This window comes from Cohnella zeiphila (assembly GCF_014212055.1).
Classification (GTDB): Bacteria; Bacillota; Bacilli; order Paenibacillales; family Paenibacillaceae; genus Cohnella; species Cohnella zeiphila.
The window spans coordinates 1-25,394 of record NZ_JACJVO010000028.1 but is presented as its reverse complement, the minus strand read 5'-3'; the positions used below and the strand labels follow the sequence as shown (position 1 = coordinate 25,394).

Here is a 25,394-nt window from a genome sequence, read left to right as displayed (position 1 = left end):
CAGCAATGAATCAACCTTCCGGCTGCGATGCTTCTTGCCCGCTCTTGCCGTTCTGCTCGTCGAGAATGCGATACAGCCCTTGGATCAACAGATCCGCCGGGTCCCGGTTCAGAAGATAGTGGGCCAGCAGCAGGTGCAGCGGCATCGCGCAGACATTGTTCCCGTCCTTGTACTTCGGGAACCCGGCTTCCAGCACGGGGCCGTGCTCCTGGTGCAAATCCAGGCCCGCGTACACTTCCTCCGGCGCGAACTCTTCCTTGACCGCCGAGATACAGTGCGGGATCACCTTGCCGTCCATGATCGCTTTGGCTTCGTCCTCGGATTGGGGCGGCTTGGGCAGCAGCGCCCCTCCCGGCGTCTTCATCAGATCGACGAAGAAGGAGGACAGCCACAGCGCCGGATTTTTGTTCTGCTGGAAGCCTTGCAGCAATTCGCGCAGGAAGAATCCGCAGGCGTACCCTTCTCCTTCCTTGTTCTTCACCCGGAACGTGAACAGGGGCCCGTACACTTCGTGATTGGCGACCTGGCCGTCCACTTCCTCTTCTTCGAATACGGCGTTCAGCAGTTGAAGGCTATGTTGATAGATCTGTCGGACCAATTCCAGCAATTTTTGATCGTTCTCGCGGTTCGTCTCGTTTTCTTGCGTCGTCGTCATGTATGGCACCATCCTTTCATCCATCATACCATTAGCGGCACCGACTACGAAAGCGGCAACATTCGATTTTGCGGCCGGGCGCCCGCAATGTCCGCGGTATCGGGCCGTCAGGACGAAGGTTGGAGCCCTCCCCTCTGCAATGCCAATCGCTGGATATCGAGTGAACGGTTGGGCACAATAGCGTCATCCGTTCTCAGAGGGGGGCGCCGCATGTTCAAAAAATGGTTTCATCCCAAACCGTCGCGCGGTTCGGCGCACTCCGGCGGCCGCGGCGGTCCGCCGTCGAAACCGTCCGGATCCCCCGTGGAGCAAATCCGGCAGCGGCTTCACTCGTGCGATGACGTCAACGTGCAGCGAATCGCGCTGGAATCGGGCGTCGTCTGCCATCTGATCTTCATCGAGTCGATTACGGACACGAAGCGGATTCAAGACTTCATCGTTCGGCCGCTGCTCGAGGATTGTCTCCGCGACGGGGAAAGAGAACTGATCCGCCGCATCGCCGACGGAGCCGTCATTCCGATCCAGGCGACGGCGGCTTCCGGTCCGGAGGAAGCGGTACGGCTCGTGCTGGACGGCAACGCCGCCCTCGTCGTCGACGACCGGTGGCCGGCGTTCCTGTTCCCGATCACCAGCTACAAGGGACGCTCCGTTCCCGAAGCGACGAACGAAATGGTGATCATCGGTCCCCAAGAAGCGTTCGTCGAGAACATTCAGACGAATTTATCCCTCATCCGGCACAAGCTCAAGCATCCCGACTTCAAAACGCTGAAGTTCGAAATCGGGGAATATACGCAAACGTCCATTTATGTCGTGTACATCCATAGGCTTGTCGACACGGAAGTGCTGGACACTGTCATGAGGGAGCTTGATTCGATCCGGACGGACAGCGTGATCGGCGTCAGCTATATTGCCGAGCTGATGAACGGGCAGCCTTTCTCCCCTTTTCCGACCATCCAGTACACCGAACGGCCGGACACGCTGGCGGCTTCGATCCTGGAAGGACGAATCGGCATCATGGTCGACGGAACGCCCCAAGCGCTTCTCGCGCCGGTCACGTTTTTCAGCCAGATGCAATCTCCGGAAGACTATTTCCAGAACTATATTTCCGCCACATGGATTCGCTGGGTCCGGTACTTCTTCGCCATCGCTTCGTTCCTGGTCCCTTCCTTCTATCTGGCGATCACGACGTTCCACCCGGAGATGATCCCCGCCACCCTGCTCGTAACGATCAGCGCCGCCCGGGAGAACGTTCCGTTTCCTCTGATGGTGGAGGTGCTGATCATGGAGATGACGTTCGAGGCGCTGCGCGAGGCCGGCATCCGCATTCCGCGGCCGCTCGGTCAGACGGTATCGATCATCGGGGCGATCGTCATCGGTCAGGCGACGGTCCAGGCGGGCATCGTCTCGGCGCCGACGGTCATTGTCGTCTCCATCACCGGGATCGCTTCGTTCGTCATTCCCCACTTCGAGCTGGGGCTGGCGTTCCGGCTGCTCCGCTTCCCGCTGCTCCTGCTGGGCGGAACTTTCGGCCTGTTCGGCATCATCCTCGGCCTGTTCGTCATGTTCTGGCACATGACGATGCTGAAGTCGTTCGGCGTTCCGTTCATGCATCCGATCGCACCTTTCGTGCTCAAGGACTGGAAGGACGTGCTGATCCGCACCCGCTGGTCGCTCATGAACCGCCGGCCGGACTCGTACGGGAGCGAAGCAAAGCGAAGGCAAGAGGTTTCCGATGATCCGTGATCGGCTGCGCAGGACAGGCTTCGCTTTGCTGATTGTCGCGATGCTGCCGCTCTTGTCCGGATGCTGGTCGAAAATGGAGATCAACAACCGGAGCTTTATTACGGGCGTCTTCATCGATGCGGACGGAGCGGGCGGCGTCGAGATGACCGTTCTGGCGCCTCTTCCCAACAGGCTGGGAGTGACGGGAGGACCGACCCAGAACGCCGCCTCCAAGGGGCAGCCGTTCGCTGCGGTGACCAAGTCCGCGCAGACGCTGCAGGAAGCGTTCAAGAGGATTCAAACCGACTTGTCCCGCAAAATGACCTTCGGACAGACGAGGGTTGTCGTCGTCGGGCGGAAATACGCGGAGAGCGGCATTCGGGAGCTGCTCGAATGGGGAACCCGATTTCCCAGTTTCCCGCTCAAGTGCTTCGTGTTCGTCGCTCCCGGCGAAGCCAAGGATATCATCAAGCTGACGCCCGTCTTCGAGCAGGTTCCTTCCGAAGTGTTGCGGGAGTTCGCCAACCGGCACACTTTGTTCAATACCCGGTTCAAGGATGTCCTCGTCGCCGCGACGGCCAAGCAAGGCTCGGTCGCCACCATGCTTACCGTCGGGCAAGCCCCGATGGTAAGCGAGAACAACCGCATGAGCACCTGGATCGGCACGGACGGCGCCGCGCTTTTTCAAGGCCACCGGCTCGTCGGGGAGCTGAACCGGCGGGAAGCGATGGCGATTGCCTGGGTGAAAGGTTCGCTTCAATCGCCGAGCTACGTCGTGTCGTCAGGCGAGAAAGGAAACGTAGCCGTCACCTTGCGGCACCTGAAATCGAGAATCCGGCCGTTCGTCCGCGGCGGCGACGTCGTCATGCGCGTCAGCCTAAGCGCGAAAGCCAGCCTGGATGAGGTCAACGGCACGCAGGAACTGGACATGCCGTCCGACTATCACTTGTTGGAGAGAAGGCTCGCGGAAGAAGTCGAGTCCGATCTTCGATCGGCGCTTCGCAAGTCGCAATCGGTCCGGGCGGATGTCCTGCAGACGGGTTCCAGGCTGGAATGGCGCTATCCGCGGATTTGGAACCGTCTCGAAGGCCGTTGGCCGGACGCCTATCGGGACGATATCCGGTTCGAGATCGCGGCGAACATTCAAATCATGAAGTACAACGACGAGACGAAACCGTTGTTCGAAGACAAATAAGCGGAGGCGGAGCCTCGTGATCCTCTTGCTAGGATTGGCCGCCATTGCGGCCAGCGAATGGATCGGCCGGTCCCGGCAGGAGCGGCGGTCCGGCAGAGCGCCGTTCATCTTTGTGGCGGCGGGCGTCGCAATTTACGAATGGGTGCTGATGCGGTACGACTGGCTGCCGTTCCTGTATTACCCGTTCGTCTGGCTGAAGCATACGGTCGGCGGCCTATTCTCGCATTAAAGGGCCGGCCGTTCACAGCGTCTAGAACGAAGCCTTTCCGAAAATCGCGCCGGATTCTCCGTTTAAGGAGCCGTTATGGACAAACATTCAAGCGGTCAGCTTATTCGCCTTATGATTATCTATCAGATCGCGGCCCCGCTCGCGTTCATGATGAACCCGCTCATCCGGCTCGGCAAATATCAAGGCTGGATGGGCCTCGTCCTATCGGTAGGAATCAGCGTCGGTCTGTGCTGGTTCGCCGTCCGGCTGTCGGCCGCATTTCCGGGCGTTCCGTGGACCCGCTACGGGAAGCTCATTCTCGGCTCTGTCCCGCATAAGGCCGTTCAGGTCGTTCTGCTGCTTCACTGCATGACGATGTGCACGTTAAACATCGCCAATTATACCGACTTATTCGTCTCCGTCTACTTGCCGGATACGCCGGACAGCGTCATGCTCGCCATGCTTCTGATCTGCATCTGCCTGGTCGCCCAATCGCCTTTCCGATCGGTCGTCTATTTGGCGGACGGCTTGTTCCCGATTATCTTCGGCGCGACCTTGCTCATCCTCCCTTTCATTTTCCATGACTTGAACATGAATATGTGCCTCGCGATGGTCACCCACTGGAATCCGTGGTTTACCGCCAAATCCACATTGTTCGTCGAAGGCTGGTTCGGCGAAATTACCGTTTATCTGCTCTTCGCCCACTACTTCAAAGAAGCGCCGTCTTTGATCCGCTCTTTTTTCATCGCTCAGATTTTCTCGTTTGCGGTTATCTTTCTTTACTGGCTGATCACCCTGCTGCTGTTCGGCCCGGCGTTCGCCTCGCATCTCCGGTTCCCGATCGTCGACGTAATCCGCTTCGTCTCGGTCGGCGATATCGTCGAGAATTTGGACCCGTTCCTGATCGGTATCTGGTCGGCTTCGCTTCTGATCAAGACGTCGCTTCTGCTGTTCGTGGCGTCGAAGCTGCTCTCGTCCCTGATCGGCTACCGGAATCGCCGTTCCATCGTCATCTTGCTCGCGACGGCCATCTACACGTTTTCCATGCAATTCCTGCGCCATCCTTCCGAATTCCAGCAATTCCTCTTCTCTACCGGAATGGTCGTCTTCATCCTTGGCGTACAGCTGGTTCCCGCGTTATACTATGCGGTGGCCAAGCTTCGGGACGTTTCCTCGCGGAACGAGGGCATGTCGGCCGGCAACCCTAACGGACGGTTCCGATAGGAAAATACGCACGGGGAAGATTCTTTGACGGATCAGGGCATGATGCCGGAAATAAAGAACCGCTGCAGGAACGGAACATGATCATGATCGGAATCCGCGCTCAGCGTTTTGTCGGTCAGGTTCCGCTCGAATTTCGCTCGGTCGAAACCCCGCATTCGCTTATCTTTTCACAGCATCACTTGCGTAACGGTTCCGGTAATGCTGAGGCGACAGCCCGTTTGTTTTTTGAAAAAACGCGAAAAATCGTCGAGATCCTTATATCCGACCAGCCCCCCGACTTCCCCGACGGTGCGGCTGCCGGCTTTGAGAAGCTTCTTCGCCTTGTCTAGCGCCAACCGTTTTTGCAGCTGAATCGACGTGATGTCGAACGTCTTTTTGAATCGGTTGCTGATATAGGTCGGATGCATGTGAAAGAGCTCGCCAAGTTGTTCCAGGCTGACATGGCGGGAGGAATCGGCCAATATTCCCGACAGCAGCCGCCGCATCTCGGCGATCAAGCCGGCCGCCGCATCAAGATGCGGCGGCCGGCTGCGGTCAAAGACCGTTTTCGCCAATCAAACGAACGAAATTCGCTCTCTCGAATGCCAGGTTTCGCGGTATGCTGTGGGCAAGGCTCCGCGGGTTATTGAAGTTGAACGCTGTTTACGGTGAGCGAGCCGGACTTGATGGCAACGCGGACGGAGTGAAGGCCCGCATCCAGCGAGATTCCAGGCGAGGTGAAAGTCGAACTGCCCGCGCCGGCCGAGATCGTCCCCGCTTCTTTGCCGTCAATAAATACCGTGGCTACCGCCGCCGCGGACGCCGAATAAGCAACGACCGCCGAATGCGTACCGGAAGTTCCCGAATGATAGTTGTAGCTCGCCCATCTCAGATCGGTACCGTTCATGAAAAGTGATCCGGTTCCGGGAGTTCCCCAACCGCGATTGATCGCGCTCCAGGCATTACCATCCACGGAGGTTCCGACAGCAGCGCCGATCGTCGCGCTTTCTTTGCTCCCGCCGTTCAACGTGCCGATTCCTTGCAATTTTGGAGACGTTGTGACCGGATTGTTCATGTCCTTGACGAATTCCCATTGATAATAGCCCGAATGGTTGGAGCCGGTAAACGTGAAATACATCAGCACGTCGCCTCCGTACTGCTCCCAAAACTGCTGATGGCTTACGACGTTCGACGCCATCCGGGAGTCGTTCCACGCGCTTTCTTTGACCGCTTCGCTATGCCCGGTGTTGTCCATGGACGGGCCTCCCTCGTATGCCGTTCGTTTCAGTCCGAAAGCGGCGGCGTACGACGCGTCGGTCGACTGCGGACCGGCCCAATTGGGCGTGCTGTATGTCTGGGAGGTCCAGATGTTCGATAGCGAGAGCGAATCGCTGGAGTTGTCCGGATTATAGTAAGCCGATCCGCTTCCGCCCCAAATATAGTAGTTGACCGGATGCGGGCCGGAGACGTGGTTGCCGTCGCGGTTGCCGAACCAATTATCGATGAAGTTCAGCATAATGCCGGCCGTATTCTGTCCGTTGCCCTGTTGCCATTCCAGCACGGGACGAATGCGCGTCATCATCGCGCCGTCGCCGAAAACCGAGCGGAAGGCGTTGCTGATCTCCACCGTCCGTCGCGCTTGCCTTCTCCAGCCCCAAGTCCATTGGTTCGTCTCGCCGTCGTAATTCAAGCTGGATCCTCCCGCATTCACTTCGGCTACCGCACGGTCCAGGTTCCAACCGGATTGGCCGAAAGCGCCGGCGAAATTCCACAGTTCGTTGGCGTATTCGACGTAGACGTTCAGGTTGGCGTTCAGCGGCGGATAGACCGGATTCGCTTGCGGGCTCGTATACGGATTCGTGCCGTCCGAGCCGTATTTGATGAGCTGCGCCAATTTCGTCAAGTAATCGTCCGTCGCGGCAACGGGAATGTCGATCCACATGTCCGTATTCGTCTCGTTCGCGAGCATGACCGCGTACTCCCAGGAGCCGCCCTTGCCCTGCCAGCCGTAGCCCGTTCCGCCGGGCAGCGACTGAACGTTGGCCGGAACGACCCGATCGGACCAATTCGCTTCGGCCGTCTTGCCGTTCGTGGCCGTGAAGTCCATATAGCGAATCGCCTTCGCATGGAAATCGTTCGTAATGATGTCTTTAAACGGCGTCGTGAACACGGTTGAAGTCGAATAGGAGGTGGTCGATCCCGGAGAGACGGGTCTCATGATCTTGACGTTCGCAACGCCGGAACCGGCCGGGCTGCCGGCCGTCCGCTTCGTATTGACGAAGCGAAGCTCCACCGTGCTGTTCGTATTTACCGTCATGCTCCCCGTGCTCGTATTCGTTGCGGAGTTGTAAGCGACGGGCGTCGTCATCGTCGCATCGCCCATAAGAACCGAGACATCGGCGGAGCCGGTGAACTGTATCGCATACGTGCCTTGCGTGTCGTTGATGAATCCGCCGGCGTCCCACATGAACAAACCGAAATCTCCGGTCGGATTGCCGGCCGAATCGATCGGATAACTGCCGTCCGTCGGGTTATTCGGACTGCCGATCCGAGTGGTCTTGTAGGCATTGGCAAAAATCTTCAAATTGCTGGAATCGCCTGGATTTTCGATGTTAATGCCCATTGTCCGCGGAAGAGCCGAACCGCCGCCGCTGCCCCCGCTTGCGTTCGATACGTCGGTAAACGTCGCTTGCGACAAGGAGCTGCCGTTATGGGACGTGACGGCCAAGCCGGCATACACGCTGCTGGCCATCGATACGGTGACCGTGGCGAATGCGGTTCCCCAATTGACGCCGTCGCTCGAAGAATAGGCCGAGAACGAACTGCCGGCGCGAACGAGCTTGAGCCAGACCGGCGCCGCCGAAGCGGGTCCGGCCGCATCGGAACCGTTGCCTCCCGTCGCCGTCCGGTATTGCGCGTGCACTCCGTTGGACGGCGTCGCTTCGGCGGCGACGAACTTGGCATCGGCGCCGAGCGATTCGCGAATCATGACGCCGGCTTTCGCCCAGCCGTCCGTATTTTGCTGCGAGACGACTCTGGCCACGATCGTTCCGTCTCCGTTAAGCGGATAATACGCAAACTGGAATTGGTCGGAAGCGCCCCAGATATCCCACCCGGAGCCGCTTACCGTGAAGGTTCCGCCGGAGAAAGACGAACTCCCCGCCAGACCCGGACTTCCGATGTCCTGGTAGTTCCAGCCCGTCGGAACCGAGGCGTACGATACCTTCGCCGCCGGGACCGCGCAAGCGAACAGGAGCGCGGCGAGAAAAAGGATGAATGAACCTTTCCTTACGGACGGCACGTTCATGATATTTCCTCCTTTAAGTTTAATGGGCCTTTCCTCTTTACTATAAACGGCGCACAAATCGTTCTCTATGGAGGGATCTACCCTAACGATGGAGTTTTCGGTCTCATTCGACAGTTTGATTTCAAAGGAGGGATATGACGATGGGTACGCCGACCTATTCGGTTAACCTGAATTCCGGAGGCGGGGAACTGACCGTTCGAACCGCCGGGTTTCAAAGCGTTCTTCCCGGAGGCATGCTCGGCACTTACCCGGGCCCGAATTACAGGTTGAACTTTATTGAAAGCGGACAAGCGGAATACGGAGGGGAGTGGGGCAAGATCGGACTTGGCGAAGGAGATTGTTTTATCGTGCCGCCGAGTCGATATATCGTGGCGAGAACGACGGCACCGACCTTTTTTCGGTTCGTCACGTTCGAAGGCCGCGCCGCGGAAGCGGAATTAAGCCGTATCGGATTCTCCTCCGCCCTTCCCGTCTTCCGTGCGATGGACCGGACGGAGACGGCGATGCGGTTCGAAAAGATCCATTTGCTGCTTCAAGACAAAACGGCGCATTATGACTTTATAGCGGAGGCTTATTTACGGTTGCTGCTTGTGGGACTGGCAGGGCGAAATGATCCGCCGGAGAAGTTGGCGATGCCCCTTGCCCCCCTGTCCTCCAACATGGTCAACAGGCATATTCGGGCAGTCGTCGAATGGATGTCTGCCTGCTTTGATCTGCCCCTGACGGTTCGCGAGCTGGCCCAAAAAGCAGGTTACAGCGAACGTTATTTCCGCAAGGCGTTCCGGAGGGCGACTGGCCTCAGCCCGACCGAGTTATTGACGCGAATCCGAATGGACCGGGCCATGCTGCTGCTGCTTCAGCCTCTGTCGGTGAAGCAGATCGCCTTGACCGTCGGATATCGGGACCCGCTCTACTTCTCGAAGCTGTTCCGGCAGCGAACCGGCCTCTCCCCCAGCGATTATCGCGAACATTCGAAGGAACGTTCGGCGGCGGAAGCGGCGCCGTAATTTGCGGCGAGAAGCCTCCGGCTCCGTAACCTGCGCAAAAAAGCCTTCGGCGCCGCGGGAAGCGCGGTCCGAAGGCTTGCTTTTCTCGTCGTGCCGGGTCGTTCTTATTCTTTCACCGAGCCGAGCGTGATGCCGTGTATGAAAAATCGCTGCAGGAACGGATAAATGAACAGAACCGGCAGCATCGTCAGGGCGATCTTCGCCGCGTCAAGCGTCTGATTGGACACTTCGGACAGCGATCCTCCTTTGCCGATCTCCTCCGGCCGGGTCGGGTCGATCGTGACGACGATCTGCTGCAAATAGGTCTGAAGCGGCAAAAGATGCGGGTTGTTGATGAACACGATCGCCTGGAAGTACTCATTCCAAGTATTGACGATCGTGAACAGCGATATCGTCGCGAGCACCGGAAGCGACAGCGGAAAGTAAAGCGTGATCAGTTTGACCCACGGCCCGGCGCCGTCGATGTTGGCGCAGTCGTCCAGTTCTTTCGGCAGGTTGCGCCAGAAGTTGAAGACTAGCAGGATATTGCCGAAGTTGAACAGATACGGCAGCACAAGAATCCAGAAGTTGTCGAACAACCCGAGGTTTTTGGCGTTCATGTAATTCGGAATGATGCCGCCGTTGAAGCTGCCGACGATAAGCAGAATCCATAAATAGATATTCCGCATGCGGAAGTCCCGGGTTTCGCGCGAGAACGGAAACGCCGCGAGATACGTGACGGCCGTTCCGAGCACGAGCGTGATGACGATCCGTTCCACCGATACCCAGAGGGAAGTGAAGAACTGCTTGTCGTCCATGACGCGCGAATAGGCGTTCCACGACCATCCTTTGGGCCAGACGGTGATCGTCCCGGAGCTGGCAATCGCCGGGTTGCTGAACGACACGGCGACGGTATGCAGGATCGGGAACAGCGTGGCCAGCGAGACGGCCAGCAGAACGACGATAATCACCGTATCGAACGCCCGCGATCCGAACGTTTTGGAAGTAATCATGGCCTGTTCTCCTTCGGGCTAGAAGATGCGGTAATTGGCGAAGCGATAAGCCAGCGTATACGTGAGCGCGACGAGCAGCAAACCGATGACGCTGTTGACGAGCCCGACCGCGGTTCCGAGCTCGTACTGCGCTCCGACCAACCCGTTGCGGAACACCCACGTTTCGATGACGTCGCCCGTATCGTAGACAATCACGTTGTAAAGATTGTAAATCTGGTCGAAGCCTGCATACAGAATGCCGTTCAGGCTTAAAGTCGCCAGCAGGGCGATCACCATGGCGATTCCGGGAATCGAGACGTGCCGGATCTTCTGAAGTCGGGAGGCGCCGTCGATCTCGGCCGCTTCATACAGGGTGGAATTGATGCTCGTCAGGGCTGCCAGATAGATGACGGTGGAGAAGCCCATCTCCTTCCACATGTTGGACAATATGATAATCGGCCGGAACCAGATATTGCTCCCAAGATACATGATCGGGTTCATGCCGAAGATCGTCTCCATCAGATGATTGATAATCCCGTGGGTCGACAAAATGTCGCGGAAAATGCCCGCCAGAATGACCCAGGACAAAAAGTGCGGCAAGTAAGTAATCGTCTGCACGGAACGCTTGAACCATTTGACCCGCAGCTCGTTAAGCATCAGAGCCAGCACAATCGGCACGATAAGGAGCGTGATCAGCTTGCCGACCGAAATGATCAGCGTATTGCGCAGAACGCGCCAGATTTCCGGATTTTGCATAAGGAATTTGTACTGCTCCAGTCCCGCCCAAGGGGATCCCAGAACGCCCTTGGTCGGAATGAAATGCTTAAAGGCCAACGTCACGCCGTAGATCGGAAAAATCTGAAAAAGAATAAACAGCACGAATACAGGCAACAGCATGATATGGTAATGAAATTGATCGTTCCTCAGCCATTTTGTCATACGCGCACGCTCCCGCCATACCGGCCGGAACTTACCCGATTCAAGGGCTTCTTCCGGCCGGACGGTCAATGGTTTCAGTTGCCGCCTTCCTTGGCGATCTCGTCATTCACTTCTTGCGTGATCTGGTCTCCGCCTTGCGCTTTCCACTCCTTGACGAACGTATCGAAGTAGTCGATCGGTTCCTTGTTCATGATGATCTTGGTAAAGGCTTGAAGCTGCTTATCCGTCAGCGAGCCCATCTTGGCGTCGTATGTCGGCGTCGAGCCGTTGAACGCGTTCCACTGAATATCCAGATCGGAATGCGCGATCGCCGAAAGCGCCGACATCCAGTCGATGTAATCCTTGTACTTGCCGGCGTCCTTCCGCGGGTTATCGTGATTCGGCTTCAGCGAGTTGTCGAAAATTTGCTTCTCTCCGACTGTCAGCTCATCCTCTGTCGCCTTACCGGCGAAGATGTCCTCGAACTTCTTGACGCTTTGCAGCGTCGTATCCAGGTAACCGATGCCGAAGTTCGGAATGATCGTGGGCGCGTCGTTTTTGTCGGTACCGTATTTCTCGTTCAGCTCGTTGCGCCGATCGACCGTCTCCTGGTAGCCGGAATGGCTGATCTTCGTCGAGACATTCAGGATTTTCACTGCCGCTTCCGGGTTTGCGAACCCTTTCTTCACGACCAGGAACTGGTTCGTCGGGAAGTCCATGACGGCATGGACTTTGTTGTCCGTCGAGAACGTATACGCGCGCCAATCGGCCTTCGGGTCGCTGTCGATGTTGAACGTCAGCGGGTAGCCGCCGTTCCACCAGGAGCCGATCTCCATGCCCGCTTGGCCTGACGTGATCATTTCCGTCACTTTGTTGCCGTCCTTGAGCGCGAACTCGGAGTCGAGCAATCCTTCTTTATACATCGTGGCGAGCATTTGCAGCGCCTGCTTGTTCTCCGGCTGAATGCCGCCCCAGACAACCTGGCCGCCGCTGTCCTTGATCCAGCTTTTCGGGAATGCGTTGAAAGCGTTGAAGATCGAAACGGCGTCGACAAAGGACGGATCCATGAACTGGTTCTGCAGGGCGAGTCCGATCGTATCCGCCTTCCCGTCTCCGTCCGGGTCCTGACTCTTGAACGCCCGGGCCACGTTCAGCAGATCGTCGACCGTCTTCGGCGGCTGCAGACCGAGCTTGTCGAGCCAGTCCTGGCGGACCCACAGGATTTGCACGTTGGCGTACGTATCGCCCTGGGCGGGCAGACCGTACATCTTGCCGTCGAACGACGCGTAATCGAGCGCTTTGTTATCGAACGACTGATAGTAATCCTTGACTTCGTCCGAGGCGTACTGATTGTATACGCCGGTCAGGTCTTCGACCATGTCGGCGTCGACAAGCTTCTTCAGCATGCTGCGGGCGGATTGCCGGCCGTCGGTCGACTTGAGGATAAAAATATCGGGCAGATCGTTGCTGGCGAACATGAGGTTGTACTTCTGGTTGTATTGGTCCCCGGACGGAGCGCTCCACTTGACGACCGGTTTGATATTCAATGTGTTCAGCCAGAAATCGTTGTTCCAGTTCGTCTCGTACGAACTGTCCGGAATGAACTGCTTCTCCGATTCCGAGTTGCGGTCGTAGATGACCTGAATCTTCAACGGATCGGGATACTTGCCGAACGGATCAGCCTTCTCCGCCGTTTGGCTCGCGCTGGCGGAAGTGCTCGGTTCAGCGCTTCCCGTACCGGAGGGACTCGTGCTTGCGGACGATGATGCCTGGTTGCCGCCCCCGTCGTTCGAATTGGAACAAGCCGTCAGGACGAGCATCGCCGCTGCGGCCATTGCCAGCCCCGCGCGTCTTTTTCTCATAGCTACCCCTTCTTCCCAGTCGGATTGACTTACTGTCTTCAGCTTACTATGAATACGCTATCATCGAGAGTGAAGCCCGTCTGATCGAACGTCGAAAACCGTTCTGGCCCCCCGCTTCCGCAAACCGTTTTCACACGTTCTTCGGACCGGATTCCGACTTCTAGACCTGATGGGTGCCACGATGCCGGTACTCGGAAGGAAGCAAGCCCGTGCTTTCCCGAAACACCCGGCTGAAATATCGCTCGTCCTGAAAGCCCGACTGCTCCGCGATCCAATAGATAGGATAGGAGCTTCGGATGAGCAGCTTTCTGGCGTTGCGGATGCTGTACGCCCGGACGTATTCATTGAACGACATGCCGAAGGTTTCCTTGAACACCTGGCTGAAGTAGCTGCGGCTCAGTCCGACAACCCTGGCCACGTCGATCTGATTCAAACCGTTCTTCAATTCCGCGCGGATGACGTCCAGCGAACGAAGCACGCTTCGGTAAACTTCCCGCGAATGGTTCAGGGAATCGAACCGCCGCCGCAGACAAACCCGCGCTTCCGTCAGCAGATCAATCCACTGCTCCCATAGAAAATCCTGCGGTTCTCGGAACTCAAGCCCCGCAGCTCTCAAGCCTTCGCTCATTACCCACCCGTGCACGGTCTCCTCCAGCAACGCGCTTAGCTTGTCGGTCGGCGGCTCGCACTCCTGCACATGCGCCAGCCATCCCTCGAACTCCTCATCTTCGAATACCCAGCCGTAGCTTCGCCATACCCTTAAGAGCTCGGTCATGTTATCCGTATTCTTTCCCTTCGATACCGCTCGCCGCTTCAAATCCGCAAGCGACAGCGTCAGTGCGCAGCCGGACAGCGACCATCGATACGGCAGCGAATGTACGGAAAATTCCGAGAGCAGCTCCTGAACGGTTCGGCTGTCTTCCTGCAAGTGCTCCGTCACCCGTACCGCCGCCCACCCGGCATCCGCCGCCTCCGCGGCCAGCTGATCCCCATTCTCCAAGACGGAAAGCTCCGGAATCAACCACCCGCCCGCCGGGAGCCTGTTCATTGGAAGACCGCTCGCGCCGCGCTTTCGCTCCGGCCATTCGGCATCCGCTTCGCTGAACGGAACAAGCAGCAGACCCGCCGCTGAACGGCTTGAATCCGCCGGTCTCTCCGCTAGGCGCTCGCGGATCCGTTTCAAAGACTGCTCGATTTCCTGCGAGTCCAGTTTTGTTTTGACGATGTAATCGATAGCCCCGAGCCGCAGCGCCTCCTGCACGAAGTCGAAATCCCGATGGCAAGTCAAAACGACGGCGGGGAGCGACGGATACAGCATTTTGGTCTCATGCAGCAGTTCGAGGCCCGATTTGATCGGCATCGTCAGATCGGTAATAAGCAGATCGACCTCATGATCCCGCAAGAAATCGAGCGCGGCATCCCCGTTGTCAGCCTCGCCGATGATGCGCATGCCGTAACTCGACCATGGCAGCGAATGAACGAATCCTTGCCGCACAAAGAATTCGTCCTCGACCAGCAGCGTCTTAATCATCTCAAGTCTCCCTCCATCTGTGCGGGAATCCGGATGGTGATCGTCGTGCCCGCCCCCGGCTCGCTGGCCGCTTCAAGCCGGAATCGATTGCCGTAAAAGGAGTGAAGCGTCTTGTGAACATAAGACAGTCCGACGCCGAGCCCTGCTTTCTTCGTACCCTCGGGCGGCTTCTCGAACAGCTTCCCGAGCTGCTCCGGCGGCATCCCTTCTCCGTTGTCCGCGAGGCGAACGAGGATACCTCCGTTCTCGTCCAACGCCATTCGAACCGTGACGCAACCGTCTTTGTTCTTGAATCCGTGATATAGCGCATTCTCCACCAATGGCTGCAGAAGAAATCTCGGGAACGGCATGTCCTTCACCCGCTCATCGATGTCATATTCCACATGGAAGGCGTGCTGATATCGGATTCGCTGAAGACGGACGTAATCGTCCACCGCCTTAAGTTCCTGCCGGACCTTCACGACCTTGCCTTCCTTGCCGAGATTGTAATCGAGCACTTCGATAAAGTAGGATACCAGTTCGAAAATGTCTTGCTGCCCGTTCATCTTCGCCAGCCACTGCACCGTGTTGAGCGTATTGTGGATGAAATGCGGATTGATCTGGTAAAGCAGCTTCTCCACTTCCAGCTCGCGCTTGTTCCTCTCCTTCGCCTCGACTTCCGCCAGCAGGTTGACGATCTCGCCCTTCATGAATCCGAACGTTCCGAGCAGCTCGTCGAATTCGGTGACGCCGGTTCGGCGAATCGGCTCGTTGAAGCGCGTGGCGGCGATATGCTGCAGATGGCGGTTAACGCGAACGAGCGGCCGGTAGATCGTTCGCCAGATCAGCCAGGCGAGCACGAGACTGACGGCCACCGACAACAGCCCGATCAAGGCAAAGCGCGCAATCCAATCGTTGCGTTCGCGGAAAAACTCGGTCTCCGGAATGGCCGTCAGCAGCGTCCAGCCTACCGCCCCCTTCGAGGCGAACATCACATAATCGCCCTGACGGAAGTACGAACGGCCTTTTACTTTCTCCATGGCAACCGGCTGCCCAAGCGGAAAAACGCCGGCGTTCTCGCTATAGATCGTCTGGCCGTCCGAGCTCATCAGGATGTGGGTGATCGGCATGCCGTACGGAATGCTCGTAAGCCGGTCCTGGAATACTTTGAAGTTCGTCTCGATATAGACGGCGATTCGCTTCTCGTCCGTACCGCCCGCAACGGTGCGCAGCACGGACAGCACGGTGTTGTCGCTATACGGATAAAGCGTCGGGTGGGGACCGAGAAATTCAAGACCTGCATACGGCGTGGCGATTTTCGAAAATTGGCTGATAGGCAAGTTGGGGTTGACGTTCATGTTGGAGAAAAGGTAGGTGTCGTCATCCGGAAGATAGTACGACATGAGTCCAAGATCGGGGTTGGTGTAGTTGACGATCGTCGTATACTTGTAGACATCCTTCTCGATGTCCGCCTTTTCCAGAGGATCTTTTCGACTGATATATTCGTTGTAGTGATTGCGGATATCGCCGAATAAGGCCAACTGCTGGGAGGCGTAGTCCAAGTTGCTCAGTGTCGCGTCGAGACTCTGCTTCTCCTGGTCGAGCGTGTTTTGGATGCCTTTCTCCAGCTTTCCCGCTTGGAGACGGATAATCGTATAATAGGAGATTCCGCCGATCAGAGAGACCGGAATTACCGCGGCCAGCAGCAGTACGACAATCAGGCGGGATTTGAGAGAATGCGTAAGCGGTATTCCGGATCGGCTGCGCAACATGATGTCTACCTCCCTCGGCGGCAAGGATGTAAGCGCTTTGATTCATGTAGACGTTGGAGAGCCGGCACGGAACGCTTCGGCCACGCTTCGCTAATGTCGCGATTCCCGCTTCAATCGGGGAATTCATTTGCGATAAGGGCGAATAGCTTTGCGGCGTCCTCGATAACATCATAATGGGCCGTGTCCAAATATTCAATCGAAAATGCGCCCCGGTAGCCGCGGGACCGCAGTTCGCCAAGCACAAGGCCGAAATCGACCTCTCCCGTTCCGAAACGCGTCTGCATTCGCCCCTTAGCCGCATCTCTCAGGTGAACGTGAACCGAGCGATCCATCAGCGAGAAGGTCTCCCCAAGCGGTACCCCTTGCATGACGAAATGCGTCGGGTCGTAGACGATCGGCATGTTCGGCATCCGTTCCAGGAAAGCCAAACATTGCTCCATCGTCTCGAATGGACTGTTCACATGAAATTCGAGCGCCATCGTTACACCCTCCGCTCGGGCGATCTCAACCTGCTCCTTAAGGGAAGCGACGCAATCGGACATCACTTCTTGCCAAGGGCGAGACGGATCCGGCTGTCTCGGCTGGATAGCGCAAAAGCCAATGCCGAGTTCCTTCATCCAATGAACAAGTCCTTCCGTCTCTGCCCGCCGCCGCGCGATCGCGCCCGAAGAACGGTCATGCAGCTGCGGGCTGACGCCGCTGTTCGCCGCAATCGGCTGAAGCTCGTATCTCTCCAGCAGCTCGCTCGTCCGGGCAATCTGCTCTCTTAGGGAAGCTTTCCCCGTAAGCGCGCTCGGATGGACATGCGCCCAGCCGTCGATGGCCAGCACATCGACATAGCGGAATCCGGCGGCTGATAGGGCGGCAAGCGCTTCCTCTAGACCGGAACCGGAGCGTACGGATGTGGAACAGGCAATTCGCGTCATTCCTCCGCCTCCTTAACGGATGGCATCAAGTCGAGCGGAAATCGGTCCTGGCGCAGCGGCAGCTCGATCCGTTCGCCCAGGCGCGCCGATTCGTACGCCGCCATGACCACTTCCATCGTTCGCATCGCGACGCTCGCGTCCAAAGGATGCGGCTCGCCGGTTCGCAGCGAATGGGCGAAGCTTCGAAATACGCCGGGCAATCCGTCGTTTGAGCCGTCGGGCGGATCCAGCTCCGGAACGCGGAGGCCCCCCGCCTCTTCGTTCTGAACGAGCACCGCGCTTTGCGCCGCGTCGCCCGCACGCCAGAGACGCCCCTTCTCGCCGAATACCTCGATATCCTGGTAGCCTCGGCCGGGCATTCGCACTTCTCCCGTCAACAGTTCGGCGCGCAGGCCGCTCTCGAATTCGATTGTCGCCATCATCCCGCTCTCCACCGCGTGCCCGTAACGACGAGCGGCGGGCACCAGTGCATTGGGGCGGCGAAACATCGCTGCCAGCACCCATCTCACCTTCTCATCGCCGGCCAGGTACAGCAGCGAATCGACGCTATGCGTCCCGTCGCTCAGGAAATCGCCCGCGCAGCTTGCACGGAGCAGGTAGGGAGCGCCGATCGCGCCCGACCGAAGCAACCGGCGCATCGTCTTGTAAGGCGCAGACATGCGCCGCTGGTGTCCGACGACGAGCCGAGCTCCGCTTGCGGCGCAAGCTTTTGCCATCAAACGGGCATCGCCCATGTGAACAGCCATCGGTTTCTCGCAATAGATGCCTCGTACTCCGGCTTCGGCGGCGCGGATCGTCAGCCGCGAGTGCGAATCGGTCGGCGTCGCAATCACAACTACATCCGGGTTCAACTCCTTCAGCATCCTGTCAAAATCGGCATAAACGGCCGGTCCTCCCGTCCGCTCGGCGACCTCTCGAGCCGTTTCCGCGTTCAGATCGCATACCCCCGCCAGTGTAAAGTCAGGAAGCGAAGCAAGCGTCAGCGCGTGATTCCTGCCCATTCGGCAGCCGACGACGGCAGCGGCGAAGCGCCCCTCTCTCATCTTCCGGTCCCTCCCTTTTCTCTTAGGGTAGACTAGACTGCCTCCGAACCGAGCGATCGCACGAACCGAAGAGAACGCTCAAGGCATTGCTCCGGTTCCATGTCGTCGGGACAGATCATCTCGAGCTCCAGAACCAGCTTATCCGGAAGCGGAGCATGCCGTATCAGGAGCTCGTAACATTCCCGCAGCGGCACGTCGCCGTCGCCGAGCGCCGCACCGCCGATCTCAAAGTGGAGCGGACGGGCATCCGGACGAGGTGCGACCCGATGGTCTTTGAAGTGCGAACCGATCGTAAATGGCGCAGCCAGTTCGAATGCGGGCAGCGGCCGTTCTCCGATTAAATACGTATTGCCGGTATCGAGGTAGAGATATAGAGCTTCCGTCTGTTGGCACAGCCGGACGAGATCGGCGACATAATAATCGCCATGGTTCTCCACGCAGAGCGGCGCGCCCAGCTCCCGGCAGACGGCGGCGAGCGGAGCCAGCGCGCGCTGCAGACGTTCCAGCTTGTCCTCAAGCGGCATGACGCGATCGAACCGGTGGCCGGCGTTCATCGAGGTTGTGACGATCTCCCCGCGAGTCAACGGCAGCCAACGGCGAAGCTGCTCGGCGATCCGCTCCGTCTCCCGCTCGCGAGTCGCGCGGTCCGCATGAAGGTAATCGAATCCGATCCGCGGCGTCAGCCGAAGGCCCTGCTTGGCGAGTACGTCGCCGATCCGTTCCCGGCGCGCGTCGTCCATCTCCGTAATCTCGGTCAGGCCGACCCCGGTCGAGACGAGCCCGTGCCGCTTGAGGAAGTCGAGCTTGCCGAACAGCGGATCCGCTTCGTTGCGAATAAAACCGTGGTACCAGACCAGTGCATAGCCCCATGTGGGCGCAAGGACGCGCGAATTGCCGGGCTCCCGCTCCATTGCGTTTGCCTTTTCCAGTCTCATCCGAGCTTCCATTCCCTTCCGCTTAGGCTGTCGTTCCTGTTTGAGCGACGAATCCCCTCCATTATATCTCCGGCAGTCGAACGGTTTGGTCAGAATTTGGTGCGATCGGTGTGTGAAAAACGCACGGAGAGAGGCCCGAAGGCCCCTCCCGTTGATACAGTACCATTCGTCCGGTTACGGCGCCGAATTCCAGCCGAACAAGGCGCTTGCGACGAAGTCGATGTCGACGATGTCGACCTTGCCGTCTCGGTTCGCGTCCAACTGCGCGCGGTAAGCCTCCGGCTTGCCGAACGCCGTCGCGACCGCGGTCAAGTCTCCGATGTTCACCAGGCCGTCGCCGGTAACGTCCGGGCTCGGCTGCTCCGGCGGGACGTCGGCGGCCGGGGTCACGCCGGCGAAGTCGGAGCCGATCCGCACTTCGTCGACCGAGGCGACGCCCGGCTGATTGCCGGCGATGAAGCTGAGCTGGCGGAACGTCAGGCTCGCGGACATCGTTGCGCGGGCGTCCGGCTCGGACGGCTCGGCGCCGCCGAGGGTCGGCGGGTCGACATAGAGGCTGGCTTCGGTCGCGCCGTCTCCGAAGGTTACTTTGACGACTAAGAGGGCGGCTTCGCCGACCGTGACCGGATGATTCGTCCGCACCGTTTGGTCGCCCAGCTTCAGCGACCAGTAAGCGGTGCCGTCCGCCTGCGACGCAGCGCCGTAAGAACCGGCGGACACGACCGGCGACACGAAGCTGCCGAGACCGACGTCCACATCGTCCGTCGTATCCTGATCGACCCGCACCAGCGCGCTGTAATACAGCGTCGTACCCGGCTTCCCGATCCGGTCGTCCTCCGTCGTATAATCCCGGAACGCCGTCTGGCGGTCCGGCGTGCGGTATGCGGTCAAGTAGCTGCTGCCTCCGCTGGCATAGCCGCCGTTATGGCTGAGCGGCGGATAAGCCAGCGGGCTGTCGTGCTCGACGGCGTAGCCGGGCAGGGTGGTGTCCCCGTTCTGAACCGTCCACGGCTCCGCCCACCCGCTCCCGTCGTCCAGCCCGTTCAGCACGCCGTCCGTCCCGTCGAACGGAGAGTAGGCCAGCGCACCGCCGCCTTCCGCCGGCGGCCCGGCTGCCGTCGTCACCGTCTGCGGCTGACCGGCCGCCGATTCGTTGCCGGCCGCATCCACCGCCTTGACGGCAAACGTGTAGGCCGTCGATGCGGCGAGACCCGTCGCCTGCCAGGTCGTTCCGGCGATCGGGGCGCCGTTCGCTTTTTGCGTTCCGATATAGACGTTGTAGCCCGTCACGCCGACATTGTCGGTCGATGCCGACCATTGCAGCGTCACCGTGCCGTCCGGGTTGGCCGTCGCCGTCAGACCGGCGGGCGCTGCCGGCGGCTCCGAATCGCCGGAAGGCGGCGGAAGCTCTTGCCCGCTGTACAGCGTCAGTACGCTGCCTGCCGGAAGCAGAACGGTGCCGTCCGTCACGTCGGCCAGACGCTGGAAGGAACGTCCGCGCGACGACAAGTAAGCTTCATAAGAAGACGGCAGGTCCGTTCCTTTCAGACTGACGAAGCGGTCCTCGGTTCCCGAATTGATCAGCACGGTCGTAAACCGATGCTTCTCGGCGTCCTCGAACGCCAGGGACAACACGTCGCTCGCTTGCGATTCCGCCGAGATGCGGACCGCCCCCGGCTGAATGTACTTGTAGAACTGCTCGGAGACGGCGAAGAGCGAGTTCCGCTTGCCTTCGGTGTTGAAGTTGTCGTTCATGTCCCAGAACACCCAGGCGCTTGCGTTGCCGTAATAGAGAGATTGGTAGATATTCGCCGCGAGCGTCATCGCGCCGGTCCAATCGCCGGCCATGCCGGACGTCTCCGACATCCATACTTTTTTGACGGGAGATTGCCGGGACAGCTGATAAATGCTCTTCCAGCCGTCGGCGCCCGGGCCGCCGACATGGATGCCGTCGGTGTCGTAGTTGTGAATGGCCAGAATGTCGGCGTACGGGGCGGCAGCCGGGTCCGAATTGACCGCCTGCACGTAATCGGCGATATGCCCTTGCGCCGGCAGCGCCTCCGGCATGAAGATTTTCGTCTGCAGGCCTTCGGCCTCGAACCGGGGACCGACCGCCTTGAGCAGGTCGCGATATTCCGCCGGCGACACCTGCGCCGATGCGTACGGCTCGTTGAATTCCGGCTCGTTCTGAAGGCTGATCGCGTACAAGTCGATGCCGGTCTTCTCCTTGATCGTTTTGACGATGGCGACCAGTTCCTCCGCATATTCGTCGTAATAGGCCGGATCGATCCGGTTGTCCTGGGCCCAGTCCTGCGCGTTGACCCACTTGTTCGTCTTGAGCCACCAAGCGGGCGACCACATCGTCAGAATAAACTTGTCGACGCCGGTCCGCTCCTTGTAGGCGAGCATCGTCCGCCAGGGAATCGCGTCCGTGTTGAACGCGCCATAGTTGGCGGAGTTCGGGTCGCTATTGTCGTTCACCGGCTCGAAGTCGTTGTCGATGACGCCGAAGCGGGCAATCGACACGCCCAGATCGTTCGCCAGGTTCACGAGCGTATCGATCTTGCTCTCCTGGTCCCCGGAGGAGACGAAGCCCCCCATCCCGTCCATCGTCTGATACGTCTGGCCGCGGTCGATGTCGACCTGTACCGGAGTCGAACCGCTCGGATCGAGGACGGTAACCTTGAATGTCTTAGCCGTACTGGCCGTTCCTACGGCGGACGCGGTAACGGTGATGTCCGCGCTGCCGGTCTGCCCGGTCGCCGGCGTAAAGCGAAGCGTCGCGGTGCCGTCCGATGACGGCTCGCCCGCCGTTGGATCCGGTACGAGCGTCGCGTTGGAGCTGACCGCCGTCAGCGTGACACCGTTCGTATGCCCCGTCCCGTCTCCGATGCCGGTCAGGCCGATCGTTTGCTCTCCAGCCCCAAGGGAGAGAGTCACGTCCGGAATGTCGTCGATCGCGGCAGAGATCGGCGGCATGTCGGCCTCATCGCCCACCTGCAGGTCGTCGAAATAAAACGTCCCCTTCCAGTTGGACTCCGCCGGGGCGAACGTCCACATGAGCGCCGTGATGCGGGTCGGATCGACCTTGCTGCCGTCGGCGGAATTGAAATGATCGTGGAAGTCGTATTCGTACTGCGTCATATCGCCGGTCACGGTCTTCGTAATGGCGCCGGGCGTACCGGTCGTGTATTTTCCGTTCGCATCCCACAGGAACAGCGTGACGTCCTTCGTCGGCTGGTCCATTTTCATCTTGATGCTGAAGTACGGATTTTCCGACAGGTCCATCTCCTTCGGCAAGCTGTACCAAAGGCCCGCCCAAGGATAGTTGCCCTTGTCGACAGCGATGCGGAGCACCCCGTCCTGAACGCTGAGCGTATGCACGCCGTCGTTGCCGTTGTTGCCCCATCGGTCGGAAAAAGTACCGTCGTCGAAGTTTTCCGTCAGGCCGAGCAGCGGAGGCGTGCGAACCTTCACTTGGAATGTCGTTTGGGCCGACAGATTCCCGTTGTTGTGCCCGTTCGCTCCGTTATCCGTTACGGTTACGGTGACGTCCGCTTCGCCGGTTGCGCCGGCTGCCGGCGCAAGCGTCAGCGCGGCCGCGGCGTCGCCCGGCGCATATTGCACGTTCGGATTCGGCAGGACGGACGGGTTCGAGCTGACTGCGGTTACCGTAAGCTGCTGCGTCCCGCCGTCGCCGTCCGCGAGTCCCGTCACGGGAACCGATACCGTTCCGTCCTCATCGATGACAACGTCCTGGATGGTACCGATCGTCGGCGGCCGGTTCAAGGAGTCGAACACGCGAACGTGGAACGTCCGGCTGACCGTATCCGCTCCGCCCGCCGCCGTTCCGCCGTCATCCTGAACGGTGACGGTAATATCGGCTTCGCCGGATGCGCCGGCCGGGGGCGACAGGGTCAACGTTCCGTACCGGTCGTCCGAACGGTAGTCGATCGCCGGATCCGGAACGACCGAAGGAGCGGAGCTGACCGCCGTCAGCGTCAGCTGCTGCCGGGCGCCGGAATTGCCGTCGTCGATGCCCGTCAAGGGAACGGAGTACGGCTGCCCGGCCTTGAGATCCTGGACTCCGATCGCCGTCATCGACGGCGCTTCGTTCCGCTGAATGTCGACGTCGAAGCGAAAGTCGCGGCTACCGCTCCCGGAGGCGGCCGTTATCGTAACAATGGCGGTGCCGTACCGGTCCGGAGACGGCGCATAATGAAGCGTCGCCGTCCCGCCACCGCCGTTGTCGATCGTCGGATCGGGAACGAGCGTCGGATCCGAGCTTGCGGCCGTTAGGCTGATCGGCTCGCTTCCTCCCAACGCGTTGCGGATGCCCCGAAGCTTCACGGTCTGCTCCGGCGCATTGATGGGTGCGCTTTGCGGCTCCACGTTGGTCATGTTCGGAGCGACGACAGCTTGATCGCCGAGTTTCAGGTCGTCGATCCAGAACGTTCCCTGGAAGCCGGTCGCCGGATTGACGATGAGTGCAATGGTCGTAATGCTGCTTAAATCAAGCGCCTGCCCCGTAAAATCGAACGTCATTTCCGTAAACCGGCCGGAATGCACGACTTCGATCGGCGTCACCTTCGGGTAACTGTACTGCTGGGCCGCATCCCATAAATAAAGACTGAAATTAAGGTCCCGCTCGGCCTTGACTTTTACGCTGACATAAGGATGCTGCGAAATATCCAACGCGGACGAAAATTGGTAATTGAACGCAGCCCAGATGTCGTTCTTGTTGCCCTGCACCTTAAGCGCGCCGTCATCGGCCGCAAGCTGATACTGATTGTCGGCCTGCCATCCGTTCGTCGCGGTGGCCGCGTCCTGAAAATCGATGGCTGCGCCGGTCGGATTCATCTCATCGGCCGCTGCGAATCCGGCAGGCAGCAGCCAAGTCGCCGACAGCAGCGCGACCAGCAGCAGGATGCCGATCCGTCCTCTCGATCTTTTGCTGGACATGATCTTCACTCTCCTTCTTTATCTAGATTGCGACTCGCCTGCGCTCTCCGCCGCCTGAAGCAAACGGTAGATGGCCGTCGCCGCCTGCGCTCTCGTCAAGATGAGCTTCGGCTCGAAGCGGTTGCCGTCCGCGCCGTTCATCAAGCCGAGGGTCTGCGCCAGGTCGACCGACTCCTTCGCCCATCCCGATACGTTCGCTTCGTCGGAGAAAGGTGCCGCTTGCCGGGCAGCCGCAAGAGGAAGCCGCTTCGCCGCTCCCGCGAGCGCAACCGCCATCTGTTCGCGCGTCATCGGGAGGTCCGGCGCAAAGCGGCCGGCTCCTGTGCCTGCCATGATTCCGGCGGCGCTTACGGCCGATACCGCCTCGGCGTACCAGGCATTCGGCGCCACGTCCGTGAACGTTGCCGTTCGAGACGGCAGGTTCAGCGCCCGTCCGAGCAAGGCGGCGAACTGCGCCCGCGTGACCGGATCGTTCGGCCCGAAGTGAGTCGCATCGATGCCTTGGGCCACATGCTTCGCAGACAGAACGGCGACGGCCCGCTCATACCATTGCTCTTTCACGACGTCGGCGAACGATTTCTCATAGGCGAATACCGCATATTCGCTGAAATGCGGGAGCTCCGCGGTCCAGGTTCCGCCCGATCCGTCCCCCGTCTCGGCTTTGCCGCCTTCGATGTACGTCCATTGTCCGGAAGCGCTGTCGTACGTATACAATCCTAGCAGCTCCTTATCGGCCGAGCCGTCGATCGGCAAGGTCAGCGAGACCGGCCAGTCGAAAGCCGGCAGGCGGCGCTCCACGCCGGCGGCGGTTAGGAGAATGAGATCCAGTTCGTAAGGCAGGCTCGCGATCTTCAGCGGCGAACCGTCGGCTTCCGCGGACGCTTGATGCGGCTCGTCTGCGGGCAGCGGTCGCAGCTCGATCGCGACAGAAGCGCCTGCCGCATCGCCGTTGCCGAGCATAGCGAGCAGCGCCTGCAGATTGCGGCCGTCGATCGCGAGCGACGCTTCGCCGCTCTTGACGGTCAAGGTCCCCTTCGCCAGCGCTTGCGCGGCTTCCAGCGTCAACACCGCACGCGTCTTCCCTGAGGGCAGTTCGAGTTCGGCGCTGCCTGCCTGAATCGTCAAGTCGGAGAGGTCCGCCCGGTAGACCGTGTTTTCATCGTTCTCCCCTTGCGCACCGGTTCCTCCCCCCGGATTC

At 59.4% G+C, this 25,394-nt stretch carries 18 protein-coding genes; 5 read left to right on the top strand and 13 right to left on the bottom strand.

What is annotated here, in order from left to right:
• Positions 1 to 10: 10 nt before the first annotated feature.
• Positions 11 to 655, bottom strand: coding sequence for a hypothetical protein (locus tag H7C18_RS21775; RefSeq protein ID WP_185131224.1), 645 nt, complete (start codon positions 653 to 655; stop codon positions 11 to 13).
• 210 nt (positions 656 to 865) lie between these two features.
• On the opposite strand from H7C18_RS21775, the gene H7C18_RS21770 reads away from it, so the two are divergent.
• The 4 genes from H7C18_RS21770 (at position 866) to H7C18_RS21755 (ending at position 5,004) form a co-directional block, all read left to right on the top strand.
• Positions 866 to 2,398 (top strand): spore germination protein, encoded by a 1,533-nt coding sequence (locus tag H7C18_RS21770; RefSeq protein ID WP_185131223.1) that lies wholly within the window; start codon positions 866 to 868, stop codon positions 2,396 to 2,398.
• Positions 2,388 to 3,572 (top strand): Ger(x)C family spore germination protein, encoded by a 1,185-nt coding sequence (locus tag H7C18_RS21765; protein ID WP_185131222.1) that lies wholly within the window; start codon positions 2,388 to 2,390, stop codon positions 3,570 to 3,572. Before H7C18_RS21770 ends, H7C18_RS21765 begins: the two co-directional genes overlap by 11 nt.
• 16 nt (positions 3,573 to 3,588) lie before the next feature.
• Positions 3,589 to 3,801 carry a hypothetical protein gene (locus H7C18_RS21760; protein ID WP_185131221.1) on the top strand — a complete coding sequence of 71 codons (213 nt, stop codon included), beginning with the start codon at positions 3,589 to 3,591 and terminating at the stop codon, positions 3,799 to 3,801.
• Between the two features lie 75 nt (positions 3,802 to 3,876).
• Positions 3,877 to 5,004 carry a GerAB/ArcD/ProY family transporter gene (locus tag H7C18_RS21755; protein WP_185131220.1) on the top strand — a complete coding sequence of 376 codons (1,128 nt, stop codon included), beginning with the start codon at positions 3,877 to 3,879 and terminating at the stop codon, positions 5,002 to 5,004.
• 167 nt (positions 5,005 to 5,171) lie between these two features.
• Here H7C18_RS21755 and H7C18_RS21750 read toward each other — a convergent pair whose 3' ends face one another.
• Positions 5,172 to 5,558 carry a helix-turn-helix domain-containing protein gene (locus H7C18_RS21750; protein ID WP_185131219.1) on the bottom strand — a complete coding sequence of 129 codons (387 nt, stop codon included), beginning with the start codon at positions 5,556 to 5,558 and terminating at the stop codon, positions 5,172 to 5,174.
• A 68-nt stretch (positions 5,559 to 5,626) separates the two neighbouring features.
• A complete protein-coding gene (locus H7C18_RS21745; protein ID WP_185131218.1) occupies positions 5,627 to 8,290 on the bottom strand; it encodes a hypothetical protein in 2,664 nt (887 codons plus the stop codon).
• 140 nt (positions 8,291 to 8,430) lie between these two features.
• Between H7C18_RS21745 and H7C18_RS21740 the strand changes: the two genes are divergently transcribed.
• Entirely contained in the window at positions 8,431 to 9,297 is an 867-nt protein-coding gene (locus tag H7C18_RS21740) for a helix-turn-helix transcriptional regulator (protein ID WP_185131217.1), read from the top strand.
• Between the two features lie 104 nt (positions 9,298 to 9,401).
• Here H7C18_RS21740 and H7C18_RS21735 read toward each other — a convergent pair whose 3' ends face one another.
• From H7C18_RS21735 to H7C18_RS21690, 10 genes are all read right to left on the bottom strand, one after another.
• Entirely contained in the window at positions 9,402 to 10,289 is an 888-nt protein-coding gene (locus H7C18_RS21735) for a carbohydrate ABC transporter permease (protein ID WP_185131216.1), read from the bottom strand.
• Between the two features lie 18 nt (positions 10,290 to 10,307).
• Entirely contained in the window at positions 10,308 to 11,207 is a 900-nt protein-coding gene (locus H7C18_RS21730; protein WP_185131215.1) for an ABC transporter permease, read from the bottom strand.
• 74 nt (positions 11,208 to 11,281) lie between these two features.
• Entirely contained in the window at positions 11,282 to 13,048 is a 1,767-nt protein-coding gene (locus tag H7C18_RS21725; RefSeq protein WP_185131214.1) for an extracellular solute-binding protein, read from the bottom strand.
• Positions 13,049 to 13,208: 160 nt separating this feature from the next.
• Positions 13,209 to 14,579, bottom strand: coding sequence for a helix-turn-helix domain-containing protein (locus tag H7C18_RS21720; RefSeq protein WP_185131213.1), 1,371 nt, complete (start codon positions 14,577 to 14,579; stop codon positions 13,209 to 13,211).
• On the bottom strand, positions 14,576 to 16,330 hold the full coding sequence (locus tag H7C18_RS21715) for a cache domain-containing sensor histidine kinase (protein ID WP_185131212.1): 1,755 nt from the start codon (positions 16,328 to 16,330) through the stop codon (positions 14,576 to 14,578). Before H7C18_RS21715 ends, H7C18_RS21720 begins: the two co-directional genes overlap by 4 nt.
• Positions 16,331 to 16,440: 110 nt before the next feature.
• On the bottom strand, positions 16,441 to 17,256 hold the full coding sequence (locus H7C18_RS21710; RefSeq protein WP_185131211.1) for a sugar phosphate isomerase/epimerase family protein: 816 nt from the start codon (positions 17,254 to 17,256) through the stop codon (positions 16,441 to 16,443).
• A complete protein-coding gene (locus H7C18_RS21705) occupies positions 17,253 to 18,299 on the bottom strand; it encodes a Gfo/Idh/MocA family protein (RefSeq protein WP_185131210.1) in 1,047 nt (348 codons plus the stop codon). The genes H7C18_RS21710 and H7C18_RS21705 overlap by 4 nt, the downstream gene beginning before the upstream one ends.
• 32 nt (positions 18,300 to 18,331) lie before the next feature.
• A complete protein-coding gene (locus tag H7C18_RS21700) occupies positions 18,332 to 19,234 on the bottom strand; it encodes a sugar phosphate isomerase/epimerase family protein (RefSeq protein WP_185131209.1) in 903 nt (300 codons plus the stop codon).
• Positions 19,235 to 19,408: 174 nt separating this feature from the next.
• The gene (locus H7C18_RS21695; protein ID WP_185131208.1) at positions 19,409 to 24,196 is read right to left on the bottom strand and encodes a fibronectin type III domain-containing protein; all 4,788 of its coding nucleotides are present in this window, start codon (positions 24,194 to 24,196) and stop codon (positions 19,409 to 19,411) included.
• Positions 24,197 to 24,214: 18 nt separating this feature from the next.
• Positions 24,215 to 25,394, bottom strand: a 1,180-nt coding sequence (locus H7C18_RS21690) for an S-layer homology domain-containing protein (protein ID WP_185131207.1), incomplete at its 5' end; no start/stop codon positions are given.